The sequence below is a fragment of the Burkholderia ambifaria AMMD genome, from assembly GCF_000203915.1.
Classification (GTDB): domain Bacteria; phylum Pseudomonadota; class Gammaproteobacteria; order Burkholderiales; family Burkholderiaceae; genus Burkholderia; species Burkholderia ambifaria.
In genome coordinates, this window is sequence record NC_008392.1 from 389437 (window position 1) to 409951 (window position 20515).

Sequence of the window (20515 nt, forward strand, 5' to 3'; positions counted from 1 at the left end):
GAGGGATATCGATGCCGGCCGTCCGCCTCGCGGCCGTTTGTCGTTTTTTTTAGACAGACGGACCACAACCCGATCGTCGGCATCGCACAGCTTAAGGGCGTGGCCCGGGCGGATTCGCGCCGGCGTCGCGCATCAGACGACCAGTTCCTTCGACACCTGCGCGGCGAAGCCGTTGAGCGCCGCGAGCAGCGCGTCGTCCGAGCGCCCGCTTGCATCGCTCAGCCGCCGCGCGTGCTCGCGCAGTTCGGCGAGAAACGCCTGCACCGTCTCCGTGCAGACCGCCACGCCCTCCTGCCGTTCGGCGAACGTCGCGGCCGCCTGTGCGAGCAGCACCAGCGCCGCCGATTCCCGCCCGTGCGGCGCCGCCGCGTCCCGGCAGCGCGTCGCGAACCGGTGAATGTCGGAAAAGCCGACGACGTCCTGTGCCAGCCACTGCGTAGCGTCCATAAGGTTCATGCTTTCCTCCTCGTCTAAATATTTAGACTACCCGCATCAAAAACGGAATGCAAGCGTCCGATGTATCGGGGTAAACCGGGAAGCCTCGCATCGCGATGCCTGCGTCAGAAACGCGTGCGCAGGCCCGCGCCGTACGTGATGCCGGTCGACAGCCCGCCGACGTGATCGACCTTGATCGCCGAATAGAGGTCGGTGCGCTTCGACAGCAGATAGTCGTAGCCGAGCGCGCCGGTGCTGCGATGCGCGCCGTCGGCGAGCGCCCCGCTCGAATGCGTATACGCGTAGCTCGCCAGCAGCGAACCCACGCCTATTGGCACGCTGACGCCGGCCTGCACCGTATCGCCGTGGAAGTTGCCGCGCTGCGCGCGGTTCGCGACGTTCATGTACTGCGCGAACAGCTTCACGACACGCCAGTCGTACAACGCACTGACCTGCACCGTGCGCTGGCTCGACAGGCCCGGCGCCGCGGCGAGCGCGCCGTCGAGATCGCCAGGCGTCGCGCTGAAATTCACGTACTGGAAGACCACGGCGGCCGCGAACGCGCCGCGCGCGTAGTTCGCGTTGACGCTCCATTTCTTCGCGCCGTTCCGGCCGGCCGTATTGCCGAGTGCATACAGCAGCCCCGCATTGAATCCGCCGAACGTCGGGCTCGTATAGGCGAGCGCGTTGTTCCACGCCGAATCGCCGACCACGCCCTCGGCGCCCACGCCCTTGAACGTATGGAAGATCATCGGCGAGAACGTGTACGAATTGAACAGCGGGTTGAACTGGATCGTCGCGAGATACAGCGGCGTCGTGATCCGGCCAAGACGAAGCTGGCCGAACCGCGACTGCAATCCCGCGTACGCATTGCGCGAAAACAGGCTGTCCCCGGCGTAGCGGCCGTACGCGCCGCTTTGTGGTTGAAAGTAGCTTTCGAGCACGAAGAACGCCTTGTTGCCGTTGCCGAGATCCTCGCTGCCGCCGAGCCCCCAGAACGACGTCGTCATCCCGCCGCCCGACTGCACGAGCGCCGTGCGCCCGCCGGGTTGCTTCACCGAACCGACGAAAGCGTCGGCGACGCCGTACAGCGTCACGCTCGACTGCGCGTGCGCGAGCGGCGCGACGCCAATGGCGCCTGCCGCGCCGGCCATCAGGAATCCTGCCCGAAATCGGGCGCGCGGGGTACGCAACGTCATGCTTTTCTCCTCCCGGCGCAATGGGCCGGCACGTGTGAATGTCTGGAAGGGGTGATGCCTCTATCGCCGACAGCGTCTGCGCGCTCGCCGTTCGTCTAAATATTTAGACGATGTGCACGCGCACGGACACGGTCCGGGCGCAGGCCGTTACCGTGCACCAGACGAGCGCAAGCCGCGGATGTGCGAGCATCCGTTGTCGGCTACGTTAAAATACCCGATACAAAAAAATAGACAAACATCGATCTTCGCGATGCCCCCGGCAGGATGCCGGCGCGGCGCGGTCGCGCAACCCGGTGTCTGTCGATTTTTCACCCGCCACTCAGAGGTACTTCATGTCCACCGCCGGTTCCCGAAAAACGCGTCTGCGCGGCGCGCGCTTCGACTTCGACAGCATTGGCGAGCGCTTGCGCGCGTACCGGATGGCTGCCGAGTTGCGCAGCGAGGATGTCGCCGAGCGCCTGAACATCTCGCGCGCGGCGGTCTACAAGCTCGAACGTGGCGAGATTGTAAAGATCGATACGCTCGAGCGGCTCGCCGCGCTGTTCGGCGTGTCGCTCGCGAACCTGATGGGCGTCGAGGTCGAGTATCACGATTCGGCGATCAGCTATTTCGAGCGCATGCGGCAGATCGAGAGCCGCTCGCAGCGGATCTTCGCGCATTTCGATCCGTTCTCGTTCCTGCTGACCTCCGACGATTACGACGGCTGGCTGCGCCAGATGCTCGAGGAAAGCATCCCGCCGTCGCTGACCGATGCCGCGTGGCGGCAGACGCTGTCGAAAGTGATGGCGATCCTCGCGGACCGGAAAGCCGCGTTCCGGCGCGCACCGCTGAACGTGACGAGCCTGATCGGGCTGCGCCAGATCGAGCAGTTCCTGCACCACGGCCTGGTCGGCCGCCTCGGGCTGCCGCCGGGCGTGCAGCTCGAGCGCAAGCTCGCCGCGCGGCGGGAAGTGATGCGGATTGTCGGGATGCTCGAGGACGATGCGAAAGGCGTGCGTATCGGCATCGTCAGCGACAACCTGCCGAACGAGACCTTCCAGATCTTCGAGGACGACGACAGCGCGCATATCGCGGTATCGCCGTTCCGGCTCGGCGAGCTGCCGAACATTCGTACCGGCATCGCGACGATCACCACGTCGGCGGATGCCGTCGCGATGTACCGGAAGATGATCGACCGGCTGTGGACCGATTCCACGAAGGGGGCCGACGGGGCCAGGCTGCTCGTCGACCTGCTCGACCGGGCGTAGTGGGGCGGCGTGTCGATCATGCGCGATTCCGGTTGATGCGCATCGCGCGAGCTCGTGCTCGGCGTTGCCTATGCGCTCCTGCAGTTCACGCCGAGCGTCGTCGACGCCGAGGAAGCCGTGGTGGTGCTCGACGTGACGGCGAGCCTGCGCCTGTTCCACGGCATCCGCGCGCTGCGCCAACGCGTGCGCGACGTCGTCGCATCGTTGCTCGACTGGCTCGACCAAGCCGCCGGCGTCGCGCCGGCCGCCTACGACTGGCTAGAAATGCCGCCGTCGTTCGATACGCGCGTCGAACTGATGGACCGCGTCGAGCACGCCGAGGCGCTGCTATTCGTCGCGCGCCGGCTGATCCTGCGGCTGACCGGCTGGCTCACCGCGAAGCAGCTGGACGCTTGAGCCGATCGTTCTCCGATTCCAGTTATTCGCATCGCACAACCTCTCAGTTCCAATTCGTCGCCCGTCATCTCAATGACTTGATTTTGCAACGCAAGATTTAAATTACATCGATTTGAACACCACTCGCCGGTGGTCTTCGTGTCAACGTTCGTCAGAAATTATTCACTGGATTTAGCTTATTCAGCCGATTATTTACCAAGGCAGTGTCGCCGATGCCATGTGGAAACGAATGCAATGAAGGCAGTAAATACCGATCAGCCGAAGCACAAATTCGTATTGAACGAAGATTGACAATCTTTTTGATCCGGGTGAAAATCCGCCCATGCTGTTTTGAGTCAACGCTGACCGGTGTGATTTCTATTTGTAAAATCGGCCAGAACTCCGTGGCATCCGGATTTTCCATGTTTTTTTTGCAAACCGGATTGGCAAGGCATTGCCACTCTTTACGGATATTGTCCGAAATTCCCGTTTCATCTTGATGGCGTTTCCCCGGGCATCGCTGAACCGCCATTGAACGCTTATCGGCCCGAGCCACCCTGTTTCACGCGTGATTCGGAGTCGCATCGATGCATGCGGATGCTGTTCCGAGATGCACGAAGTATGTCACATTGATTTCACCGATCAACGGCATGTCCCGTCTTTCCGAAATTTGCAGATCGCATTACAAACCGGCGACGCGCGCTTACGGAAACCTTGACTTACCGGACGCCCCGCCTCATTCAATCCCGAGCAAGCACAATTTTCCGTAACAATATGAGCGAAGACACCGATCATTGGATTTATTTTCCAGTCGAATCGCCTCGCGCAAGCGATGGGCCTTCCGTTGAAAGGGAATCGGGCACAAATTTGGCGAACTGGATGGAACAAATCCTGTACGAAATCGAAGCGACTCATTCTGAGCACGAGGCTTTCGGAAAAATCGCGAGCGCCGTCAAGGAAATCGGATTCGAATACAGCGCCTATTGCCTCCAGACGCCCTGGCCCTTGTCGCGTCGCAAGGTGCTGGTCTTCAGCAATTTTCCGGAACCCTGGCAGCGCCGCTACCACGACGCGCGCTACATCGACGTCGATCCGCTGCTGCGGCGCGGGCGCCAGTCCTACGCGCCGGTCATCTGGAGCGATGCCGTCTTCGAGGGGACGCCCCAGCTCTGGGAAGAGGCGCAGGCACACGGCCTGCGATACGGCTACTCGCTGGCGGCGGTATCGAACTGCGGCGTGTCGGGCATGATGTCGATGGCCCGCAGCCACACGCCCCTCACCGTGCGCGAGCTGCAGCAGCAGGAACTCAAGATGCGCTGGCTGGTGAACGCGGCGCACCTGGCGATCACCCGCGCGGTGCTTCCCAAACTCTCGCCGGAAGGCGACATCGAGCTGACCGATCGCGAGGTCGAGGTGCTGAAGTGGGTCGCCGACGGCAAGACCGCTGCCGAGATCTCGATGATCATGCTGATCTCCGTCTACACCGTGAATTTCCACGTGAAAAACGCGGTCACCAAGCTCAATACCTCGAACGCGACCGCAGCGGTCGCGCGTGCCGCGATGCTCGGCCTGCTCATCTGAGCCGCCTCCGCCCTTCCAACCGCTCATCTGGACAACATGGACCGCAAGAGAGAACTGAAACAGCAGTACAAGGACACGCCGCGCCTGATGGGCGTCTACCGCGTCGTCAACAAGACCACCGGGCGCTCGCTGGTGGAGGTCGGCCGCGATGTCAATGCCCGCCTGAACCGGCACCTGACCGAACTGCGCTTCGGCAAGCACCCGAACCGGCAGTTGCAGGCCGACTGGAACCTGCTCGGCGCCGAGGCCTTCGACTTCGAGCTGATCGAGGCCCTCAAGCCGCTCGACAAGCCCGACTACGACCCAGAGGAGGACCTCGAACTGCTGCTCGCGATGACGCTCGAGCGCAGCGAGTTCGACAAGGAGCGTCTCTACAACCGCTGACCAGCGCTGGTCAGCGCCAACGCCCGCCGGCACTCGCCGTCCTACCCGGGATGCCGGGCCCGGACCACCGCGCCGGCTCGTTCCGCCGAAGGCCAGAGCCACAAGGCAGGACCTTCGCGCGCGCCAACCTACCAGGATGCCCATGGACTTCTTCCAGCCGGTTCCCCTCGCGCTCGCCCACCTGACGGCACTCGATCTGCCGCCGCCCGAGCTCGTCACCGCGGCGGCGGCGGCCGGTTACGCGGCGGTCGGCCTGCGGCTGTACCCGGCCTTCGCCGGTTCGCGCTTCTACTCGCTGCCGGCCGGCTCGGCTGCGATCGCCGAGGTACGGCATCGCCTCGACGCCACCGGCCTCACGGTCAACGACATCGAGTTCATCGGCATCGGCGCCGACTTCGACGCCGCCGCGCTCGACCCGCTGCTGGAGACGGCGGCCGAGCTCGGCGCGCGCTGCCTCAGCGTGTGCGGGGACGATCCCGAGCGCGCCCGGCTGAGCGCGAACTTCGCCCGCCTTTGCGAGCGGGCGGCCCCGTTCGGCCTGCGCGTCGAACTCGAATTCATGGCCTGGCGCGCGGTCGCCCGCTTCGGCGATGCCGCCGAGGTGGTGACGGCGGCGCGCCAGCCCAATGGCGGCATGCTGATCGACGCGCTGCATGTGTGGCGCACCGGCGGCTCCGAGCGCGACCTCGGCAGCGTGCCGGCCGCGATGATCCGCACCGCGCAGCTCTGCGACGCGCCGGCCGCGCCGCCGCCCACGTCCGAGGCGCTGCTCGAGGAGGCCCGCGCCGGTCGGCTCGCGCCGGGCCGGGGCGGGCTGCCCGTGGCCGCCCTGCTGGCCGCGCTGCCCGACGACACCGCGCTGTCGCTCGAAGTGCCCGGCGGCGGGCAGGTCCCGCTCGAACGCCATGTGCGCGAGGTGTTCGAGGCGACGCGGAACCTGATCGCCTCGCTCGCGACGGTGCGCTCATGACGCCCGCCTCGTTCGTTACGCCGCTCGCCCCCCCCGAACTCCCCGCGCACGACCCGGCTGATACCGCGCCGCTCCGGCTCGGCCTGATCGGTGCCGGCATCGCCCAGTCGCGCTCGCCGGCGCTGCACGAGGGCGAGGCCGCCGCGCGCGGCCTGCCCTGCCGCTATGCGCTGCTCGATCTCGACCGGCTCGGGATCGGCGTCGACGGGCTCGACGGCCTACTGCGCCGCCTCGAGGACGAAGGCTGGGTCGGCGTGAACATCACGCTGCCGTGCAAGCAGGCGGTGATCCCGCTGCTCGACGAAGTCGCGCCCGAGGCCGCCGCGATCGGCGCCGTCAACACGGTGCGCTTCGCGGCCGGCCGGCGCATCGGCTACAACACTGACGCCCATGGCTTCGGCCAGGGCTTTCGCAGCGGCCTGCCCGGGGCGCGGCGCGAGCGCGTGGTGCAGTTCGGCGCGGGCGGCGCCGGCGCGGCCACCGCCTTCGCGCTACTCGAACTCGGGGCAACGCGGCTGACGCTCGTCGACGAGGTGCCGGCGCGCGCCGCCGCGCTCGCCGCGCAGCTCGGCCGGCATTTTCCGGCCTGCCGCATCGACGCACCCGAGCACGCCGAGGCCGCGCTCGGCACGGCCGACGGCGTGGTCAACGCCACGCCGGTCGGCACCGCGCGCCATCCCGGCTCGGCCGTGCCGCTCGATGCGCTGCATGCGGGCCTGTGGGTCGCCGATGTGATCTACGCGCCCGCCGAAACGCTGCTGCTGCGCAGCGCGCGCGCCCTGGGCTGCCAGACGCTCGACGGCACGCACATGCTGGTGGTGCAGGCCGCGCGCGCCTTCGAGCTGTTCACCGGCTGCCGCGCCGATGTGGCGCGCATGCTCGAGCGCTTCCGCGCGGCATCCGCGCCCTGAATTGCGGCGCAGCCGGGAGCCGGGCACGCCCGGCCTCCCGCCCCACCTCAGACCAGCGCCTCGTCGCAGCGCACCACCACCTTGCCGAGCGCGCGGCGCTCGGCAAGTACGGCCAGCGCCTCGGGCGCCTGCGCCAGCGGAAACCGCGCCGAGATGAACGGCCGGATCAGCCCGCGCTCGTAGAACGCCACCAGCTCCTCCACGTTGCGCCGGTTCGCCTGCGCCTCGCCGCTCGCGAACGCGCCCCACAGCACGCCGATCATGCGGGCCGCCTTGAGCAGCACCAGGTTGAGCGGGATCCGCGGAATCCCGGCCGTGAAGCCGATCACCAGGTAGCGGCCCTGGAACGCCAGCGAACGCAGCGCGGCTTCCGCGTAATCGCCGCCCACCGGATCGCAGACCACGTCGGCGCCGCGCGGCCCGCAGGCCGCGCGCAGAGCGTCCTTGAAGGCCTTGGCGGCCTCCAGGTCGAGCGGCCCGGCCGGGCAGACCACACCGGCATCGGCGCCGCGGCTCAGCGCCAGGTCGACCTTCTCGCGCGACGAGGCCACCGCCACCACGCGCGCACCCATCGCCTTGCCCAGTTCCACGCTCGCCACGCCGATGCCGCCCGCCGCGCCGAGCACCAGTAGCGTCTCGCCCGCCGCGAGCCGCGCGGCGTCCTTGAGCGCGTGCATCATGGTCGCGTAGGTCAGCAGCAGGGCCGAGGCATCGTCGAACGACATCGCCGCCGGCAGCGCGAAGCAGCCGTCGGCGGGCAGCGTGATCTTCTCGGCCAGGCCGCCGCGATTACCGGTCGCGCCGAACACGCGATCGCCAACGCGGATCCCCGCCACGCCGTCGCCCACCGCATCCACCACGCCGGCCACTTCCGAGCCCGGCGCGAACGGCCGCTCGGGCCGGTCCTGGTAGCGGTCCTGGATCACCAGCAGGTCGGGATAGTTGAGCGCGCAGGCGGCGATGCGCACGCGCACCTGGCCGGCGCCCGGCATCGGCTCGGGCACCTCGTGCAGCGCGAGCGTCTCGGGGCCGCCCGCGACGGTGCTGAGTATGGCTTTCATAAAACCTCCGTGGTGAGGGGCGCCGCCGCCGGCGCGGCCTGCAGCAGGAAGCGGTCGAGCGCATCGAACAGCGCCTCGATCAGCGCGGCCTGCTCGGCGGCCGTCAGCAGCGTGTCGTTGAGTTCCAGCGAACCTTCCAGCGCGTGGCCGTAATCGATCAGCCGCAGGTAGATCGACGGCAAGGGAATCGGCCAGGGCTCGCCGGCCGAGCGCGTCAGCTGCGGCGGCCAGGGCGGATCGGCGCGCTCGTCGAGCGGCGCGCCGGCGCCGGGGATGCGCACCGAGAACATGTTGATGGTGGCCGCGATGCCGCGCGGATCCTCGATGCCGCTGCCGCCCCGGTGCAGCGGATGGCGCATCAGGGTCGGCACGCGCAGCATCATCGCGCTGTGCGATTCGATCTCGCTGGCCTTCAGGATCGACACGAAATCGGCCTTGGCCGGCGCGTGGATCTCGATCACGTCGCTGCAGACCAGGTAACCGACGAGGTTCGCCAGCTCGGGCGAGGTGCGCAGGTCGCCGACGCAGCGCACCGGCACCCGCTCGCTGCCGGACCAGCGCGCCAGCGCCACGCCGAAGGCGCTCAGCAGCGCGCTGAAGAGCGAGGTCTGCAGGCGCGTGGCGGCGGCCTGCATGCGGCGCAGCTGCGCGGCCGGAATCACGAAGCGATGGTCGACCTTGCTGCCCGGCTGCCAGGCCAGCGAGCGACCCGTGAGCGGGCCGACCAGCTCGGGCAGCGCGCGAAAGCGCCGCGCCCAGTAGTCGATCAACGGCTGACGCGCGGGATCGGCCATCCAGGCCCGCTCCCAGGCCGCGTAGTCGAGGAACTGCGCGGCGGCTGGCAGCGCGCGCGGCGGATCGGCCAGCCGCGCGTCGAGCTCGGCGAGGATCAGCAGCAGCGAGGCCGCGTCGACGATGATGTGATGGAACACGCACAGCAGCAGGCTCTGGTCGGGCGCCAGCGAGACGACGCGCGCGCGCAGCAGCCACTGCCCGTCGAGCGGCAGCTGGCGCGCGGCATACTCGGCCGCCTGCGCTTTCAGCGCGGGCTCCAGCTCCTCGCGCGGCAGCGTGCCGTCGGCCTCGACGAACTCGATCGGCAGCGCCGCGGCTTCGTTGAGCGTGACGGTCAGCCGGCCGTCCTCTTCATGGAACGAGGAGCGCAGCGTGTGGTGGCGGGCCACGATGGCGCGCAGCGCCTCGGCCACGCGCCCGGCCGTCACGCCCGGGAACAGCTTGACGAGCGGCAGGCGCTCCTGGTTCAGCTGGCGCGGCGGCAGGCCGTACCAGTGCCACCAGAGTTCCTGGAGCAGCGAGGGACGCAGCTCGGCCGAGGGCGTGATCGTCACCGGATCGGTGCGGCGCGCGGCCTTGGCGGCCAGGTAGGCAACGATCGCTTCGCGCCTCGCCGACAGCGTCGCGCGATCGGCCGGCGTCAACGCGCCCTTGGGCGCGCGGAACGACAGCTCGCCATCGGCCAGGGACAGCGTGATGCCGCGCGCCTGCAGCTCGGACAGCAAGGCGGGAATCGTCATGTCGGGCCGCGCGCTCACAGGCTTGCCGCTTCGGGCACGCGCGCCGGCGCGAACAGCACGCCGTCGCCCTCCATCCGGTCGATCTCGTGCTCCGCGTAACCGAGCTCGGCGGCGATCTCGCGATTGTGCTGGCCCAGCATGGGCGCCACGCGCATCTCGGGCGGCTCGAAGCCGGAGAAGCGGAACGGCACGTTCGGCAGCCGGATCGTGCCGAGCACCGGATGCTGCTGCTCGATCAGCATGCCGCGCGCCGCGACGTGCGGGTCTCCCAGCACCTGATCGATGCGCTGCACCGGCGCGGCCGGCACGCCGGCCGCCTCGAGCGCGGCCAGGCAGTCCTCGGCGCTGCGCGCGCGGCTCCAGGCCTGCACCAGCTCGACGGCCTCGCGCCCGTGCGCGTTGCGGCTGGCCGCATCGAGGAAGCGCGGATCCTCGGCCAGGTCCGCGCCGCCGATCAGGCGCGCCAGCCGCCGCCAGGCGTCGTCGACCTGCGCGGCGATCACCACGCTGCCGTCCTGGGTCGCGAACACGCCGTAGACGGTCGATTGCGGCAGGTAGTGACCGCTGCGCGTCATGCGCTCCTCGCCGCCGCTCAGCGTGTGGCACTGCACCGCGTAGTCGTGCATCGACACCATGCAGTCGTAGAGCGCGAGATCGATGTGCTGGCCGCGCCCCGAGGCCGCCCGGCCCAGCAGCGCCGCGCAGACCGCCGCCACACCGTGGCTGCCCGCGTACATGTCGGCCACCGGCATGCGGAACAGCGGCGGCGTCTCGTCGGGATTGCCGATCAGGTCCATCGCCCCGCTCATCGCCTCGGCGATCAGGCCGAAGCCGGCCTGCTGCGAGCGCGGCCCGGTCTGGCCATAGGCCGACACCGAGCAGTAGACCAGCCCCGGGTTCGTCTCGGCGCAGGCCTCGTAGCCGAGCCCGAGTTTGGCGAGCGCGCCGGGCCGGTAGTTCTCGACCAGTACGTCGGCCTCGCCGATCAGCCTCTTCATCAGCGCGAGCCCGCGCGGATCCTTCACGTCGACGCACAGGCCCTTCTTGCCCATGTTCTGCTGCAGGAAATAGCCGCTCTCGCCCTGGATGAAGTAGGGATGCGCGCGGCCCGCGTCGCCGCCGGCGGGCCGCTCCACCTTGATCACGTCGGCGCCGAGCGCGGCGAGACAACGCGAGACATAGGGGCCCGCCAGGAAGTGCGTGTAGTCGACCACGCGGATGCCCTTCAGGGGTTGCAACTGTGCTTGGCTTGACATGTCGATCTCCATCGTTGTCAGGATGTCGGCGGCACGCGGGATGCCGCCGTCGATTCAGTGGGGAAACCGTGGACGGAACCGCCGGGGCGGCCTCAGCGGATCACGCCTTCTTCGTACTCCGATGCATCGTCCTGGTCGCCCGAAGGCGCCGGCGCCGCGAGCCGCACGATCGTCTCGGCCAGGCGGGCGACGGTGGGCGCCTCGTAGAGGCAACGCAGCGGCAGGTCGACGCCGTGGCGCTCACGCAGCTGGGCCAGCATGCGCAGGCCCAGCTGCGAATCGCCGCCGAGCGCGAAGAAATCCTGGTGGCGGCCAACCGCCGGCAGGGCGAACAGCGCCTGCCAGATCGCCGTCAGGTCAGGCTCGATGCCGGCCGCCGAGACGCCCGCGGCGGCGCCCTCGAAGGCTTCCGGCGCCGGCCGCGCGCCGGCCTCGAGCGGCGCCTGGTCGGGCCAAGCGAGGCGCCGCGGCGGCGGTCCCTCGCGCAGCGCGTCCCAGTCGAGCTGGCCGCCGCGCACCCAGATCAGCGCGAGGTTCTCGAGGTCGCGCGCGGCCCACAGCGCGCGCGCCATGGTCGCGGCCGCCGCGCCCGTGAGCAGGCGCGCCGTGCCCGAATCGGCGGCCAGGTCGCCGCGCAGGATGGTCACCAGTTCGCCGTGGCGGCCGGGCGTCACGCTGCGCGGCACGCTCGCCTCGGCCTGCGCATGCGCGCGCAGGTAGTGCTCGAGGCCGGCCGCGAGGTCATCGAGCTGCCGCGTCACGAAGGCGACGCGGCAGCCGCCGGCCTCGGGGCGCGACTTCAGCGTGTAGGCGAGGTCAGCCAGCGTGAACGGCTCGGCCGCGGCGTCGCTCGCGAGCGCGCGCAGCTGGCCCAGCAGCTGCCAGACGGCGCCGCGCAGCGCGTCGACGCCGGGCGCCGACAGCACGATGATGTCCGCCGTCTCGGCGGCTTGCAGGGTAGCGAGGGTCATGGCGTCGTCAGCCTGGTTGGAAACGGTCGGGGAAGCAGGGAGCACAGCCTGGCGCGGTGCGCTCACCATGCGCGCAGGTACTGCTCGGGCACCGCGATCGGCACGCCGAGCTCGGCGGCCGCGCGGCGCGGGAAGTAGGGGTCGCGCAGCGCCTCGCGCGCGACCAGCACGAGGTCGGCATCGCCGCGCTCGATGATCTCGGCGCCGCGCCGGCCCGAGGTGATCATCCCGACGGCGCCCGTCGCGATGCCGGCCTCGCGGCGGATGCGCGCGGCGAACGGCACCTGGTAGCCCTGGCCCACCGGGATCTTCGCGCTCGCGACATTGCCGCCCGACGAGGTGTCGATCAGGTCGACGCCGTCCTCGCGCAGCCAGCGGCACAACGCGACGCATTCCTCGATGTCCCAGCCGCCCGGCATCCAGTCCGTCGCCGACAGGCGCACCACCAGCGGCCTCCGGCGCGGCCACTGCTCGCGCACCGCGGCCACCACCTGGCGCAGCAGGCGGGCGCGGTTCTCGAGCGCGCCGCCGTAACGATCGCCGCGCCGGTTCGAGAGCGGCGAGAGGAATTCGTGGAACAGGTAGCCGTGCGCGGCGTGGATCTCGATCACGTCGAAGCCGGCCTCGCGCGCGCGGCGCGCGGCCGCCGCGTAGTCGGCGATTACCTTGTCGATGCCGGCCGCATCGATCTCGGTCGGCACGCTGTAGCCGGCATCGAAGGCCAGCGGGCTGGGCCCGAGCGGCTGCCAGCCGAGCGTGCCGGCCGGCAGCGGCTTGCCGCCGAGCCAGGGCAAATCCATGCTGGCCTTGCGCCCCGCATGCGCGAGCTGGATGCCCACGGCGGCGCCGCGGGCCCGCACGAAGCCGGTGATGCGCGCCCAGGCATCGCGCTGCGTGTCGTTCCACATGCCCGTGCAGCCGAAGGTGATGCGCCCTTCGGGCGATACCGCGGTGGCCTCGGTGAACACCAGCCCCGCGCCGCCGATCGCGCGGCTGCCCAGGTGCACGAGGTGCCAGTCGTCGGGCACGCCCTCGCTGGCCGAGTAGACGCAGATCGGCGAGATCGCGATGCGATTGCGCAGGCTCACATTGCCGAGTTGGTACGGGGAGAACAGTGACATGATCGTGGTGCGATCGGCTCGCTGGAGGAAGTGAAGGTCAGGTGCGTCCATCGGATCAGGCCCGCCCATCGACGACACTGGGTTCGCTGGCCGCCTCGGCCGGCTCGGCAGGGACCTGCGGCTCGCCCGCGCCGCGGCCCGCGGCGTCGCTCGCGCCGGACAGCCAGTAGCGCTCGCGCTCGAACGGATAGGTCGGCAGCACCAGGCGGCGCGCCGGCCGGCCCTCGCGCAGGGCGGCCCAGGGCACGTTGCCGCCCTGGACCCAGTGCAGCATCAGCCCCTCCAGGTTGCGTTCGGCCACCAGGGTCTGCGCCATCGCGTCGCCGGCGGCGCCCGCCAGCAGGTTGCGCATCTCGAGCTGGTCCTGCACGTTGCCGTGGTAGATCGCGGGCTCGGCCGCGCCGGCCGATTCGCCGAGGAAACGCCGCAGGCCATCGCCAAGCGTGTCGAGGCTGTCGGCCAGCAGCGCGAGCCGGCAGTCCATCGCCTCGCGCCCGATCTGCAGCGTGTGCGCGAGATTCGCGAGCGAGCAGGCGCGGCCGCGCTCGGCCAGCGGCACCGCCGATTCCGCCCTGCCCGCCGCCTGCCGCGTGGCGAGCCAGGCCAGCAGGCGCCGCGCCACCTCGCGCAACTGAGCCGGCGTGCGCGCCGACAGCACCACGATCTCGGCCGGCGGCGCCGCTTGCGCGACGGCTGGCGCGGGCTCCGCCTCGACCGTCTCGAAGGCCTCGACGATCAGGTGCGCGTTCGCGCCGCTCGCGCCGAACGAGCTGACCGTGGCGCGCCGCGGCCGCGCCGGATCGGACGGCCAGGCCGCCTGCCGCGAGAGCAGGCGGAACGGCGTGTGGGCCAGGTCGAGGTTGGGGTTGACGGGCTCGGTCTTGATCGAGGGCACCAGCGTCTCGTGCTGCATCTGCAGGATCACCTTGGTCAGTTGCGCGATGCCCGAGGCCGCCTCGGGATGGCCGATGTTCGACTTCACAGTGCCGATCGGCACGCGCCGGCCGTCGCGCGCGGTGCCGTCGAACACGCGCGCCAGCGCGCGCAGCTCGACCGCGTCGCCGAGGCTGGTGCCGTTGGCGGCGGCCTCGATGTAGTCGATCGACTCGGGCGACACGCCGGCCTTGCGGAAGCTGGCCTCCATCAGGTCGACCTGGGCGTTCGCGTTCGGCGCGTAGTAGCCGGTCGCGCGGCCGCCGTGGTTGACCGAGGAGGCTTTGATCACCGCCAGGATCCGGTCGTCGTCGGCCAGCGCGCGGGCCAGCGGCTTGAGCAGCACGGCGCCCACGCCCTCGGCCGGCAGGTAGCCGTCGCCGTCGCTGAAGCTGCGGCTGTCGGCATGGCTGCCGACGATCTGCGCCTGGCTCAGCCCGACGTACTTGCGCGGATGCAGCGACAGGTTCACGCCGCCCGCGATGGCCAGCGCGCAGTCGCCGTCGAGCAGGCTGCGGCAGGCGTAGTGGACCGCCGTCAGCGACGACGAGCACATTGTGTCGAGCGCGATGCTCGGCCCGCGCAGGTTGAAGAAGTACGAGGTGCGATGCGCGATCGCGTTGTAGGAGGACAGCGCGGTGGCCACGCGCTCGCCCTCGTCGGCCGCGCAGGCGCCATAGAGCTGGTACATCGCGCCGACGAACACGCCCACCTGCGCGCCATAGGCCTGCTGCATGCGCTCGCGCGTCTCGCCCGCCTCCTCCAGCAGGTTCCAGACCGTCTCGAGGAACAGCCGCTCCTTCGGATCGAGGTAGGCCGACATCCGCGGCGAGATGCTGAAGAAGGCCGGGTCGAAGGCGTCGACGTCCTCGATGAAGCCGCCCCAGGCGCTGTAGCTCTTGCCGGGCACGTTGCGCTGCCGGTCGAAGTAGGCGTCGTGGTTCCAGCGCTCGGGCGGGATCGGGGTGATCGCGTCGTGGCCGTCGCGCAGGTTGTCCCAGAACGCGCCGAGGTCGGCCGCGCCGGGGTAGCGGCCCGATACGCCGATGATGGCGATGTCGTCGGGGCCGGCGCCGGGCGGCAGCGCCGCGCCGCCGGCACGACGCGGCTCGGCCGCGAACGTGGCGCGCGACGGGGCGCCGGCTGCCGCTGCAGCGGATGCAGCGGATGCAGCGGCCGACGCGGCCCCGGCCGGCACGGGCGAGGCCGACGATACGGCATGCGCAGCCGCGGCCCCAGTGGCGCCGGCAGGCGCGCCGGTGCCTGCACCGGCACCGCCCGCGGCCCCTGCGCGAACCGTCCCCGCCGGCGGCGCACCCACGCGTTCGGCCAGGAAGCCCGCCAGCGCCTCGATGGTCGGATGGTCGTGCAGCACCGTGGTCGAGAGGCTGCAGGCCAGGTCCTTCTCGAGCTGCATGCGCAGGTCGATACTGAGCAGCGAATCGAGACCGAGATCGAACATGCTGGCGCGATCGTCGAGCGTATCGGCGCGGTTGAGCAGCTTGCGGATCGCGGCCTCGAGATGGCGCTTCAGGCGCGCCGCGCGCGCCGCCGCATCGAGGCTCGCGAGGCCCGCCAGCAGTGCCGCGCCGGCCGTGCCGCCGGCGCGGCGCTCGACGCGCGGTGCTCCGCTCGCGCCCGTCGCGCCTGCCTCGGCCTCGACCAGCTCGGCCAGCAGCGCACGCAGCCAGGGCATGCGGTCCTGGCCGGCCAGCGCGGCGAGCCGCATCGGGATCAAGGCGAAATCGCCGTCGCGATGCGCGAACTGGCGGGCGATTACCTCGGCACCCTGCTCCGGCGGGATCAGGCCGATCGTGGCCTCGGCGCGCGCCTCGCCCCGGCCGGCGGCCATCCCCCCGCCCGCCCAGCCGGCCCAGCCGATCGCCAGCCCTGCCAGCCCGAGGCCGCGGCGATAGGCGGCGAAGCTGTCGAGGAAGGCATTGGCGGCCGCGTAGTTGGTCTGCCCCGGGTTGCCGAGCAGCGCGGCCGCCGACGAATAGAGCACGAAGAAATCGAGCGCATGCTTGCGCAGCGCGTGATGGAGATTGAGCGTGCCGGCCACCTTGGCGGCGAACACCGCGAGGTAGCGCCCCCAGTCCTGGTCGTCGAGCACGCCGTCGTCCAGGCTGCCCGCCGAATGGACCACGCCCTTGAGCGGCGGCAGCGTGCGCAGGCATTCGGCCAGGCGCGGCAGGAAGCTGGCGCGCTCGCCCACGTCGGCCGCCAGCGGCGTCAGTCGCACGCCCATCTCGCGCAGGCCGGCCAGCGCCGGGTCGCCCTCGGCGCGGGACGGATCGCGGCCCACCAGCACCAGGTGGCGCGCGCCCTGCCGCGCCAGCGCGGTGGCCGTCTCGATGCCGAGCTGGCCGTAACCGCCGGTGATCAGGTAGCTGGCCTCGGGATCGATCACCGGCGCTGGCGCCGCGAGCGGCGCGGCGCGCCGCAGCCGCGCCACCAGCAGGCGCGCCCCGCGCACCGCGTACTGCGTCTCCTCGCCGTCCGCGTGAAGCGCCTGCACCAGCAGCGCGGCATCCGCGCGGCCGTCGCGGCTGTCGGGGTCGAGATCGACCAGGCGCGCCGGGCGGCGCTGTTCGTTGACGAAGCTGCCCACCAGCCCCCAGGCCAGCGCGGCCAGCGGCGCCCGCACGCGCGAGCCGCCGGCCGGCTGGCTGCCGCGCGTGAGGAAATGCAGCGCCAGTTCGCGCCGGCCCGGCGCGAGCGCGGCCTGGCATAGCCACAGCGGCCCCTGCGCGCAGCGCGCCAGCGCCTCGTCCGACACGGCCTCGTGCCCCGGCCCGTGCGCCTCGGGATCGAAGCCGTCGAGCGACCAGCCGTGGATCACGCCGTCGAGGCCGCCATCGGCCGCCGCGCCATCGATCAACGCGCCGAAGCCGTCCGCGTCGGCCGGCGCGGCCTCGCGGCCGAGCACCGAGACGCGATCGCCGCGCGCGGCCAGCACCGTCGCGAGCGCCGCGCAGGCCGTGCCGCCGTCGCTGAGCAGCAGCCAGTGGCGCGCGGCACGCTCGGCCGACGACGACGAAGCCGCGCACGGCGCGGCCGGCACCCAGTGCCGGTCGTAGAGCCAGTGGGTCCAGTTCTCGGCAGCGGGCGCGACGGCGCCCGTGTAACGCGTGGTCTCGAAGCGGTCGATGCGCATCACCGGCTCGCCCTGCATGTCGACGATCGTCAGCTTGGCGTGCTGGGTGCCGCGCCCGCCGTCGTCGGCGAGGACCTCGACGCGGCACCAGATCAGTTCGGGCAGCGGCCTGAACAGGTGGATGCCGCGCATCGCGGCCGGGATCAGCAGCTCGCCGCCGGCATCGGGCGGCGAGGCTGCGGAAATCGCCTGCAGGCAGGCGTCGAGCAGGATCGGGTGGGTGCTGTAGCCGTCCAGCGACTGGTCGACGCCGGGCGGCAGCGCGATCTTGGCGAGCGCGCAGCCGGTGCCGCGCGACAGTTCGAAGATGCCCTGGAAGTCGGCCTCGTATTCGAGCCCGACCTGCGCGATCGCGTGATAGTGGCGGCGCACCGGCACCGGTTCGGCGCAGGCGGCGCGCCAGGCGGCCGGATCGACGGTGGCCGGCGCGTTGGCCGCGTGGGCCTCGTCCGGCGCGATGCGCGCCCGCGCGTGGAGCGTCCAGCCCGGCGCGCCGCGCGGCCGCCCATGCAGCTCGACGCGCCCGTCGGCGGGCCGCAGGTGGCAGTAGACTTCGAGCGGCTCGTCGCCGAGCACGCAGCGGTTCGGCAGCTGCAGCTCGTCGATCAGCAGCGGCTGGCCCGGCCAGCATGCGCGGCCCGCGGTGGCGATCAGGTCGAACTGCGCGCTGGCCGGCAGTACGATCTCGCCGAGGATGCGGTGCGCGGCCAGGTAGGGCAGCGCCGTGAGCGAAAGCTCGCCCGAGAAATTGCGTGCGCCCGACGGGCACGCGAACAGGCTGCGCAGCACCGGGTGATCGAGCGGCTCCGCGGCCAGCCCGGTGGCGAGCGCCGGCAGGCGCGGCGCCACGCCGCCGCCGGCGCGGCCGACGGTGGACGGCAGCGTCGCGTCGAACGAATACCCCCAGTCGGTCCACACGCGCTCGCGCTGGAACGGATAACCGGGCTGGCTCTGGCGGCGCGGCGCCTGCGCCTCGAACAGCGGCGCCCAGCGCACCGGCAGGCCCGCCATGTAGGCCTGCGCGAGGAAGGCCTCGAGCGGCCGGGCCGGGTCGCGATTGGTGCGGCCGTGGGTCCAGCGGAACAGGCGCTCGTCGGCCGCATCGCCGAGCCGCAGCGCGAGGCCCGCGCCCAGCTCGACCACGATGCCCTGCGCGTGCTCGGGCCAAGCCTCGTCGCCGAGCGGAGCCGCGTCGGCCGCCGCCGGGCCGCCGTCGCGCTGCCACGACTCGGGCAGCTCGCCCGTGCCGAAGCGGCTGGTGAATTCGCAGCGCGCGCGGCCCGCCTTGAAGCCGGCCGGCAGTGCCTCGCCGGCCGCGAGGCCGAGCGCCGTGTCCCAGTCGACCAGGCCCGCGACGGCCGCCGCCACATACTCGCCGGCGCCATGGCCGCTCACGCGGGCCGGCTGCAGGCCGAGGTGGACTAGCAGCTGCGCGAGCGCCCAGCGGTGCACCGTGTGCGGTAGCGTCGCGTCGGCCGGCAAGCCGGCATCGCCGCCCGCGCAGAGCCGCGCGAACGCGGCGGCGCCATCCGGCACGCGCGACGCGAGGCGCGCCCAGGCCTGCTGGACCCGCTCGCGATAGAAGCCGGGCTGCGCATGCAGCGCCCCGGCCACGCGCCAGTCGACATCGGCCGCGCCGCCGATCACCCACTCGGCCGCGCAGGATTTCGGCACCGGCTCGCTCGGGTCGCCGCCGGCCACGTCGAGGTATTCGCGCAGGCAGGCGCGCAGGTCATCGAGCGTCTCGAAGCTCAGCGCGATCCGGCAGCCGGCCTCGCCGCGGCCCACCGCGGCCGTGTAGCAGAGCGCGGCCGGATCGAGCCGGGCTTGCCGCGCGTGCGCGTCGTCGAGCCAGTCGAGGTAGCGGCGCGCGTAGTCGGCCAGCGCGGCGCCCGAATGCGCGGCAAGCCGGAATAGCTGCAGCGGTGCAGCCTCCGCGTTGGCGGCGTCTTCATGTGCCGAGCCGTCCACGCCCACTCGATCGTCCCGCGGCGCATAGGCCTCGACGATCACGTGCGCATTGGTGCCGCTGAAGCCGAACGAGCTGACGCCCGCCAGCGCGCGTTCCCGTTCCGGCATCGCCACCGCCTCGGCGGCGATGCGCAGCCGCTCGAGGTCGACGCGAATCTGCGGATTGAGGGTCTCGAAATGCAGGTTCCTCGGCACCCTGCGATGGCGCACCACCTGGATGGCCTTGTGCAGGCCACCGATACCGGCCGCCGATTCCATGTGGCCGAGATTGGACTTCAGCGCGCCGACCACCAGCGGCGCGCGCTCGCCCGCTTCGAGCACGTAGCTGGCCTCCAGCGCGCGCAGCTCGATCGGATCGCCCAGCGCGGTGCCGGTGCCGTGGCATTCGACGAAGCCGACCTCGGCGGCCGCCACGCCCGCGTCGGCCAGCGCCGCCGCGATCACGCGCCGCTGCGCCTGGCCGCTCGGCGCGGTCAGGCCCTGCGTGCGGCCGTCGTGGTTGACGGCCGAGCCGCGGACCAGCGCGAGGATCCGGTCGCCGTCGCGTTCGGCATCGGACAAGCGCTTGAGCAGCACCAGCCCGCAGCCCTCGGCGCGCACGTAGCCGTCTGCGCTGGCGTCGAAGGTGCGGCAGCGCCCGCTCGGCGAGAGCATCTGCGAGCGGCAGGCCACCACCGTGCCCTGCGGCGAAAGGATCAGGTTCACGCCACCGGCCAGCGCCGCGTCGCATTCGCCGCGCCGCAGCGCCTGCACGGCCAGGTGCACGCCCACCAGCGACGAGGAGCAGGCGGTGTCGAGCGCCAGCGTCGGCCCCTCCAGCCCGAAGGTGTAGGCCAGCCGCCCCGCCGCGCAGCTCTTGGCGATGCCCGAGCCGATGTAGAGGCTGGCCGCCTCCAGCGGCCCCTGCAGCTGGCCGTAGTCGTCGTTCATGATCCCGACGTAGACGCCGGTGCGGCTGCCCGAGAACGCGTCCACCGCGTAGCCGGCATCCTCGAAGGCCTCCCAGGCCACTTCCATCAGCAGCCGATGCTGCGGGTCGATGTGGATCGCCTCGTCGTGGCGCAGGCCGAAATGCGCGGCATCGAAACCGTCGATCGCCTCGAGCAGGCCCATCGCATCGCTGTAGATGCCGCCGGGCCGGTGGGGATCGTCGGTGAGGAAGCGCTGCATCGGCCAGCGCTCGCCGACCATCGTGCGGATGCCGTCGCGGCCCGCCTCGAGCGCGGTCCAGAGCTGGTCGAGCGAGCCGATCCCGCCCGGGTAGCGGCAGGCCGCGCCGACAATCGCGATCGGCTCGCGGCGGGCCTGCTCGAGCGCCTGGTTGGCCGCCTTCAGGCGCTTGATTTCGGTCAGGCTCTTCGCGAGGAGCTGCTGAATGTCTTGCATGTTCCGGATTTCCTGGAAGGTG

The 20515-nt window shown here is 71.1% G+C and carries 14 protein-coding genes and 1 pseudogene; 6 read left to right on the top strand and 9 right to left on the bottom strand.

All coding sequences use genetic code 11. The features are described from left to right. Positions 1-132: 132 nt before the first annotated feature. Both BAMB_RS29420 and BAMB_RS29425 read right to left on the bottom strand, forming a co-directional pair. Entirely contained in the window at positions 133-456 is a 324-nt protein-coding gene (locus tag BAMB_RS29420) for a hypothetical protein (RefSeq protein ID WP_011660795.1), read from the bottom strand. A 104-nt stretch (positions 457-560) separates the two neighbouring features. Beyond that, positions 561-1634 carry a porin gene (locus tag BAMB_RS29425; RefSeq protein ID WP_011660796.1) on the bottom strand — a complete coding sequence of 358 codons (1074 nt, stop codon included), beginning with the start codon at positions 1632-1634 and terminating at the stop codon, positions 561-563. Between the two features lie 332 nt (positions 1635-1966). Here BAMB_RS29425 and BAMB_RS29430 point away from each other — a divergent pair, with 332 nt between their 5' ends. Then, positions 1967-2881, top strand: a complete 915-nt coding sequence (locus BAMB_RS29430) for a helix-turn-helix domain-containing protein (protein ID WP_012372060.1) — start codon at positions 1967-1969, stop codon at positions 2879-2881. A gap of 45 nt (positions 2882-2926) precedes the next feature. After that, positions 2927-3271: pseudogene (locus BAMB_RS29435) on the top strand (DNA polymerase Y family protein); the annotation flags it as partial. A gap of 157 nt (positions 3272-3428) precedes the next feature. Here the strand turns inward: BAMB_RS29435 and BAMB_RS35665 are convergent. Continuing rightward, a complete protein-coding gene (locus BAMB_RS35665) occupies positions 3429-3788 on the bottom strand; it encodes a hypothetical protein (RefSeq protein WP_127456152.1) in 360 nt (119 codons plus the stop codon). Positions 3789-4135: 347 nt separating this feature from the next. Here BAMB_RS35665 and BAMB_RS29440 point away from each other — a divergent pair, with 347 nt between their 5' ends. From BAMB_RS29440 to BAMB_RS29455, 4 genes are all read left to right on the top strand, one after another. Beyond that, a complete protein-coding gene (locus tag BAMB_RS29440; protein ID WP_085963182.1) occupies positions 4136-4837 on the top strand; it encodes an autoinducer binding domain-containing protein in 702 nt (233 codons plus the stop codon). A 36-nt stretch (positions 4838-4873) separates the two neighbouring features. Next, positions 4874-5221: a GIY-YIG nuclease family protein gene (locus tag BAMB_RS29445; RefSeq protein ID WP_011660799.1), complete on the top strand. Its 348-nt coding sequence runs from the start codon at positions 4874-4876 to the stop codon at positions 5219-5221. A gap of 142 nt (positions 5222-5363) precedes the next feature. Beyond that, on the top strand, positions 5364-6191 hold the full coding sequence (locus BAMB_RS29450; protein WP_011660800.1) for a sugar phosphate isomerase/epimerase family protein: 828 nt from the start codon (positions 5364-5366) through the stop codon (positions 6189-6191). Beyond that, a complete protein-coding gene (locus tag BAMB_RS29455) occupies positions 6188-7102 on the top strand; it encodes a shikimate dehydrogenase (protein ID WP_011660801.1) in 915 nt (304 codons plus the stop codon). Before BAMB_RS29450 ends, BAMB_RS29455 begins: the two co-directional genes overlap by 4 nt. A 47-nt stretch (positions 7103-7149) precedes the next feature. On the opposite strand, the gene BAMB_RS29460 is transcribed toward BAMB_RS29455, so the two are convergent. The 6 genes from BAMB_RS29460 to BAMB_RS33100 form a co-directional block, all read right to left on the bottom strand. Then, positions 7150-8163: an NADPH:quinone oxidoreductase family protein gene (locus tag BAMB_RS29460; protein ID WP_011660802.1), complete on the bottom strand. Its 1014-nt coding sequence runs from the start codon at positions 8161-8163 to the stop codon at positions 7150-7152. Further along, on the bottom strand, positions 8160-9698 hold the full coding sequence (locus BAMB_RS29465; RefSeq protein ID WP_011660803.1) for a condensation domain-containing protein: 1539 nt from the start codon (positions 9696-9698) through the stop codon (positions 8160-8162). The genes BAMB_RS29460 and BAMB_RS29465 overlap by 4 nt, the downstream gene beginning before the upstream one ends. 14 nt (positions 9699-9712) lie before the next feature. Beyond that, on the bottom strand, positions 9713-10954 hold the full coding sequence (locus tag BAMB_RS29470) for a CaiB/BaiF CoA transferase family protein (RefSeq protein WP_011660804.1): 1242 nt from the start codon (positions 10952-10954) through the stop codon (positions 9713-9715). A gap of 92 nt (positions 10955-11046) precedes the next feature. After that, complete coding sequence (locus tag BAMB_RS29475; protein ID WP_041491773.1) at positions 11047-11925, bottom strand: phosphopantetheine-binding protein; 879 nt, start codon at positions 11923-11925, stop codon at positions 11047-11049. 62 nt (positions 11926-11987) lie between these two features. Further along, on the bottom strand, positions 11988-13046 hold the full coding sequence (locus BAMB_RS29480; protein ID WP_011660806.1) for an NADH:flavin oxidoreductase/NADH oxidase: 1059 nt from the start codon (positions 13044-13046) through the stop codon (positions 11988-11990). Between the two features lie 55 nt (positions 13047-13101). Beyond that, the gene (locus BAMB_RS33100; RefSeq protein WP_011660807.1) at positions 13102-20493 is read right to left on the bottom strand and encodes a type I polyketide synthase; all 7392 of its coding nucleotides are present in this window, start codon (positions 20491-20493) and stop codon (positions 13102-13104) included. Between the last annotated feature and the right edge of the window lie 22 nt (positions 20494-20515).

Bases quoted from the DNA above. Each gene is read 5' to 3' on its own strand.
- BAMB_RS35665 (WP_127456152.1), bottom strand. From the start codon at position 3,788: ATGGCGGTTCAGCGATGCCCGGGGAAACGCCATCAAGATGAAACGGGA.
- BAMB_RS29455 (WP_011660801.1), top strand. From the start codon at position 6,188: ATGACGCCCGCCTCGTTCGTTACGCCGCTCGCCCCCCCCGAACTCCCC.
- BAMB_RS29475 (WP_041491773.1), bottom strand. From the start codon at position 11,925: ATGACCCTCGCTACCCTGCAAGCCGCCGAGACGGCGGACATCATCGTG.
- BAMB_RS29440 (WP_085963182.1), top strand. From the start codon at position 4,136: ATGGAACAAATCCTGTACGAAATCGAAGCGACTCATTCTGAGCACGAG.
- BAMB_RS33100 (WP_011660807.1), bottom strand. From the start codon at position 20,493: ATGCAAGACATTCAGCAGCTCCTCGCGAAGAGCCTGACCGAAATCAAG.
- BAMB_RS29420 (WP_011660795.1), bottom strand. From the start codon at position 456: ATGAACCTTATGGACGCTACGCAGTGGCTGGCACAGGACGTCGTCGGC.
- BAMB_RS29450 (WP_011660800.1), top strand. From the start codon at position 5,364: ATGGACTTCTTCCAGCCGGTTCCCCTCGCGCTCGCCCACCTGACGGCA.
- BAMB_RS29445 (WP_011660799.1), top strand. From the start codon at position 4,874: ATGGACCGCAAGAGAGAACTGAAACAGCAGTACAAGGACACGCCGCGC.
- BAMB_RS29425 (WP_011660796.1), bottom strand. From the start codon at position 1,634: ATGACGTTGCGTACCCCGCGCGCCCGATTTCGGGCAGGATTCCTGATG.
- BAMB_RS29430 (WP_012372060.1), top strand. From the start codon at position 1,967: ATGTCCACCGCCGGTTCCCGAAAAACGCGTCTGCGCGGCGCGCGCTTC.
- BAMB_RS29480 (WP_011660806.1), bottom strand. From the start codon at position 13,046: ATGTCACTGTTCTCCCCGTACCAACTCGGCAATGTGAGCCTGCGCAAT.
- BAMB_RS29470 (WP_011660804.1), bottom strand. From the start codon at position 10,954: ATGTCAAGCCAAGCACAGTTGCAACCCCTGAAGGGCATCCGCGTGGTC.
- BAMB_RS29465 (WP_011660803.1), bottom strand. From the start codon at position 9,698: ATGACGATTCCCGCCTTGCTGTCCGAGCTGCAGGCGCGCGGCATCACG.
- BAMB_RS29460 (WP_011660802.1), bottom strand. From the start codon at position 8,163: ATGAAAGCCATACTCAGCACCGTCGCGGGCGGCCCCGAGACGCTCGCG.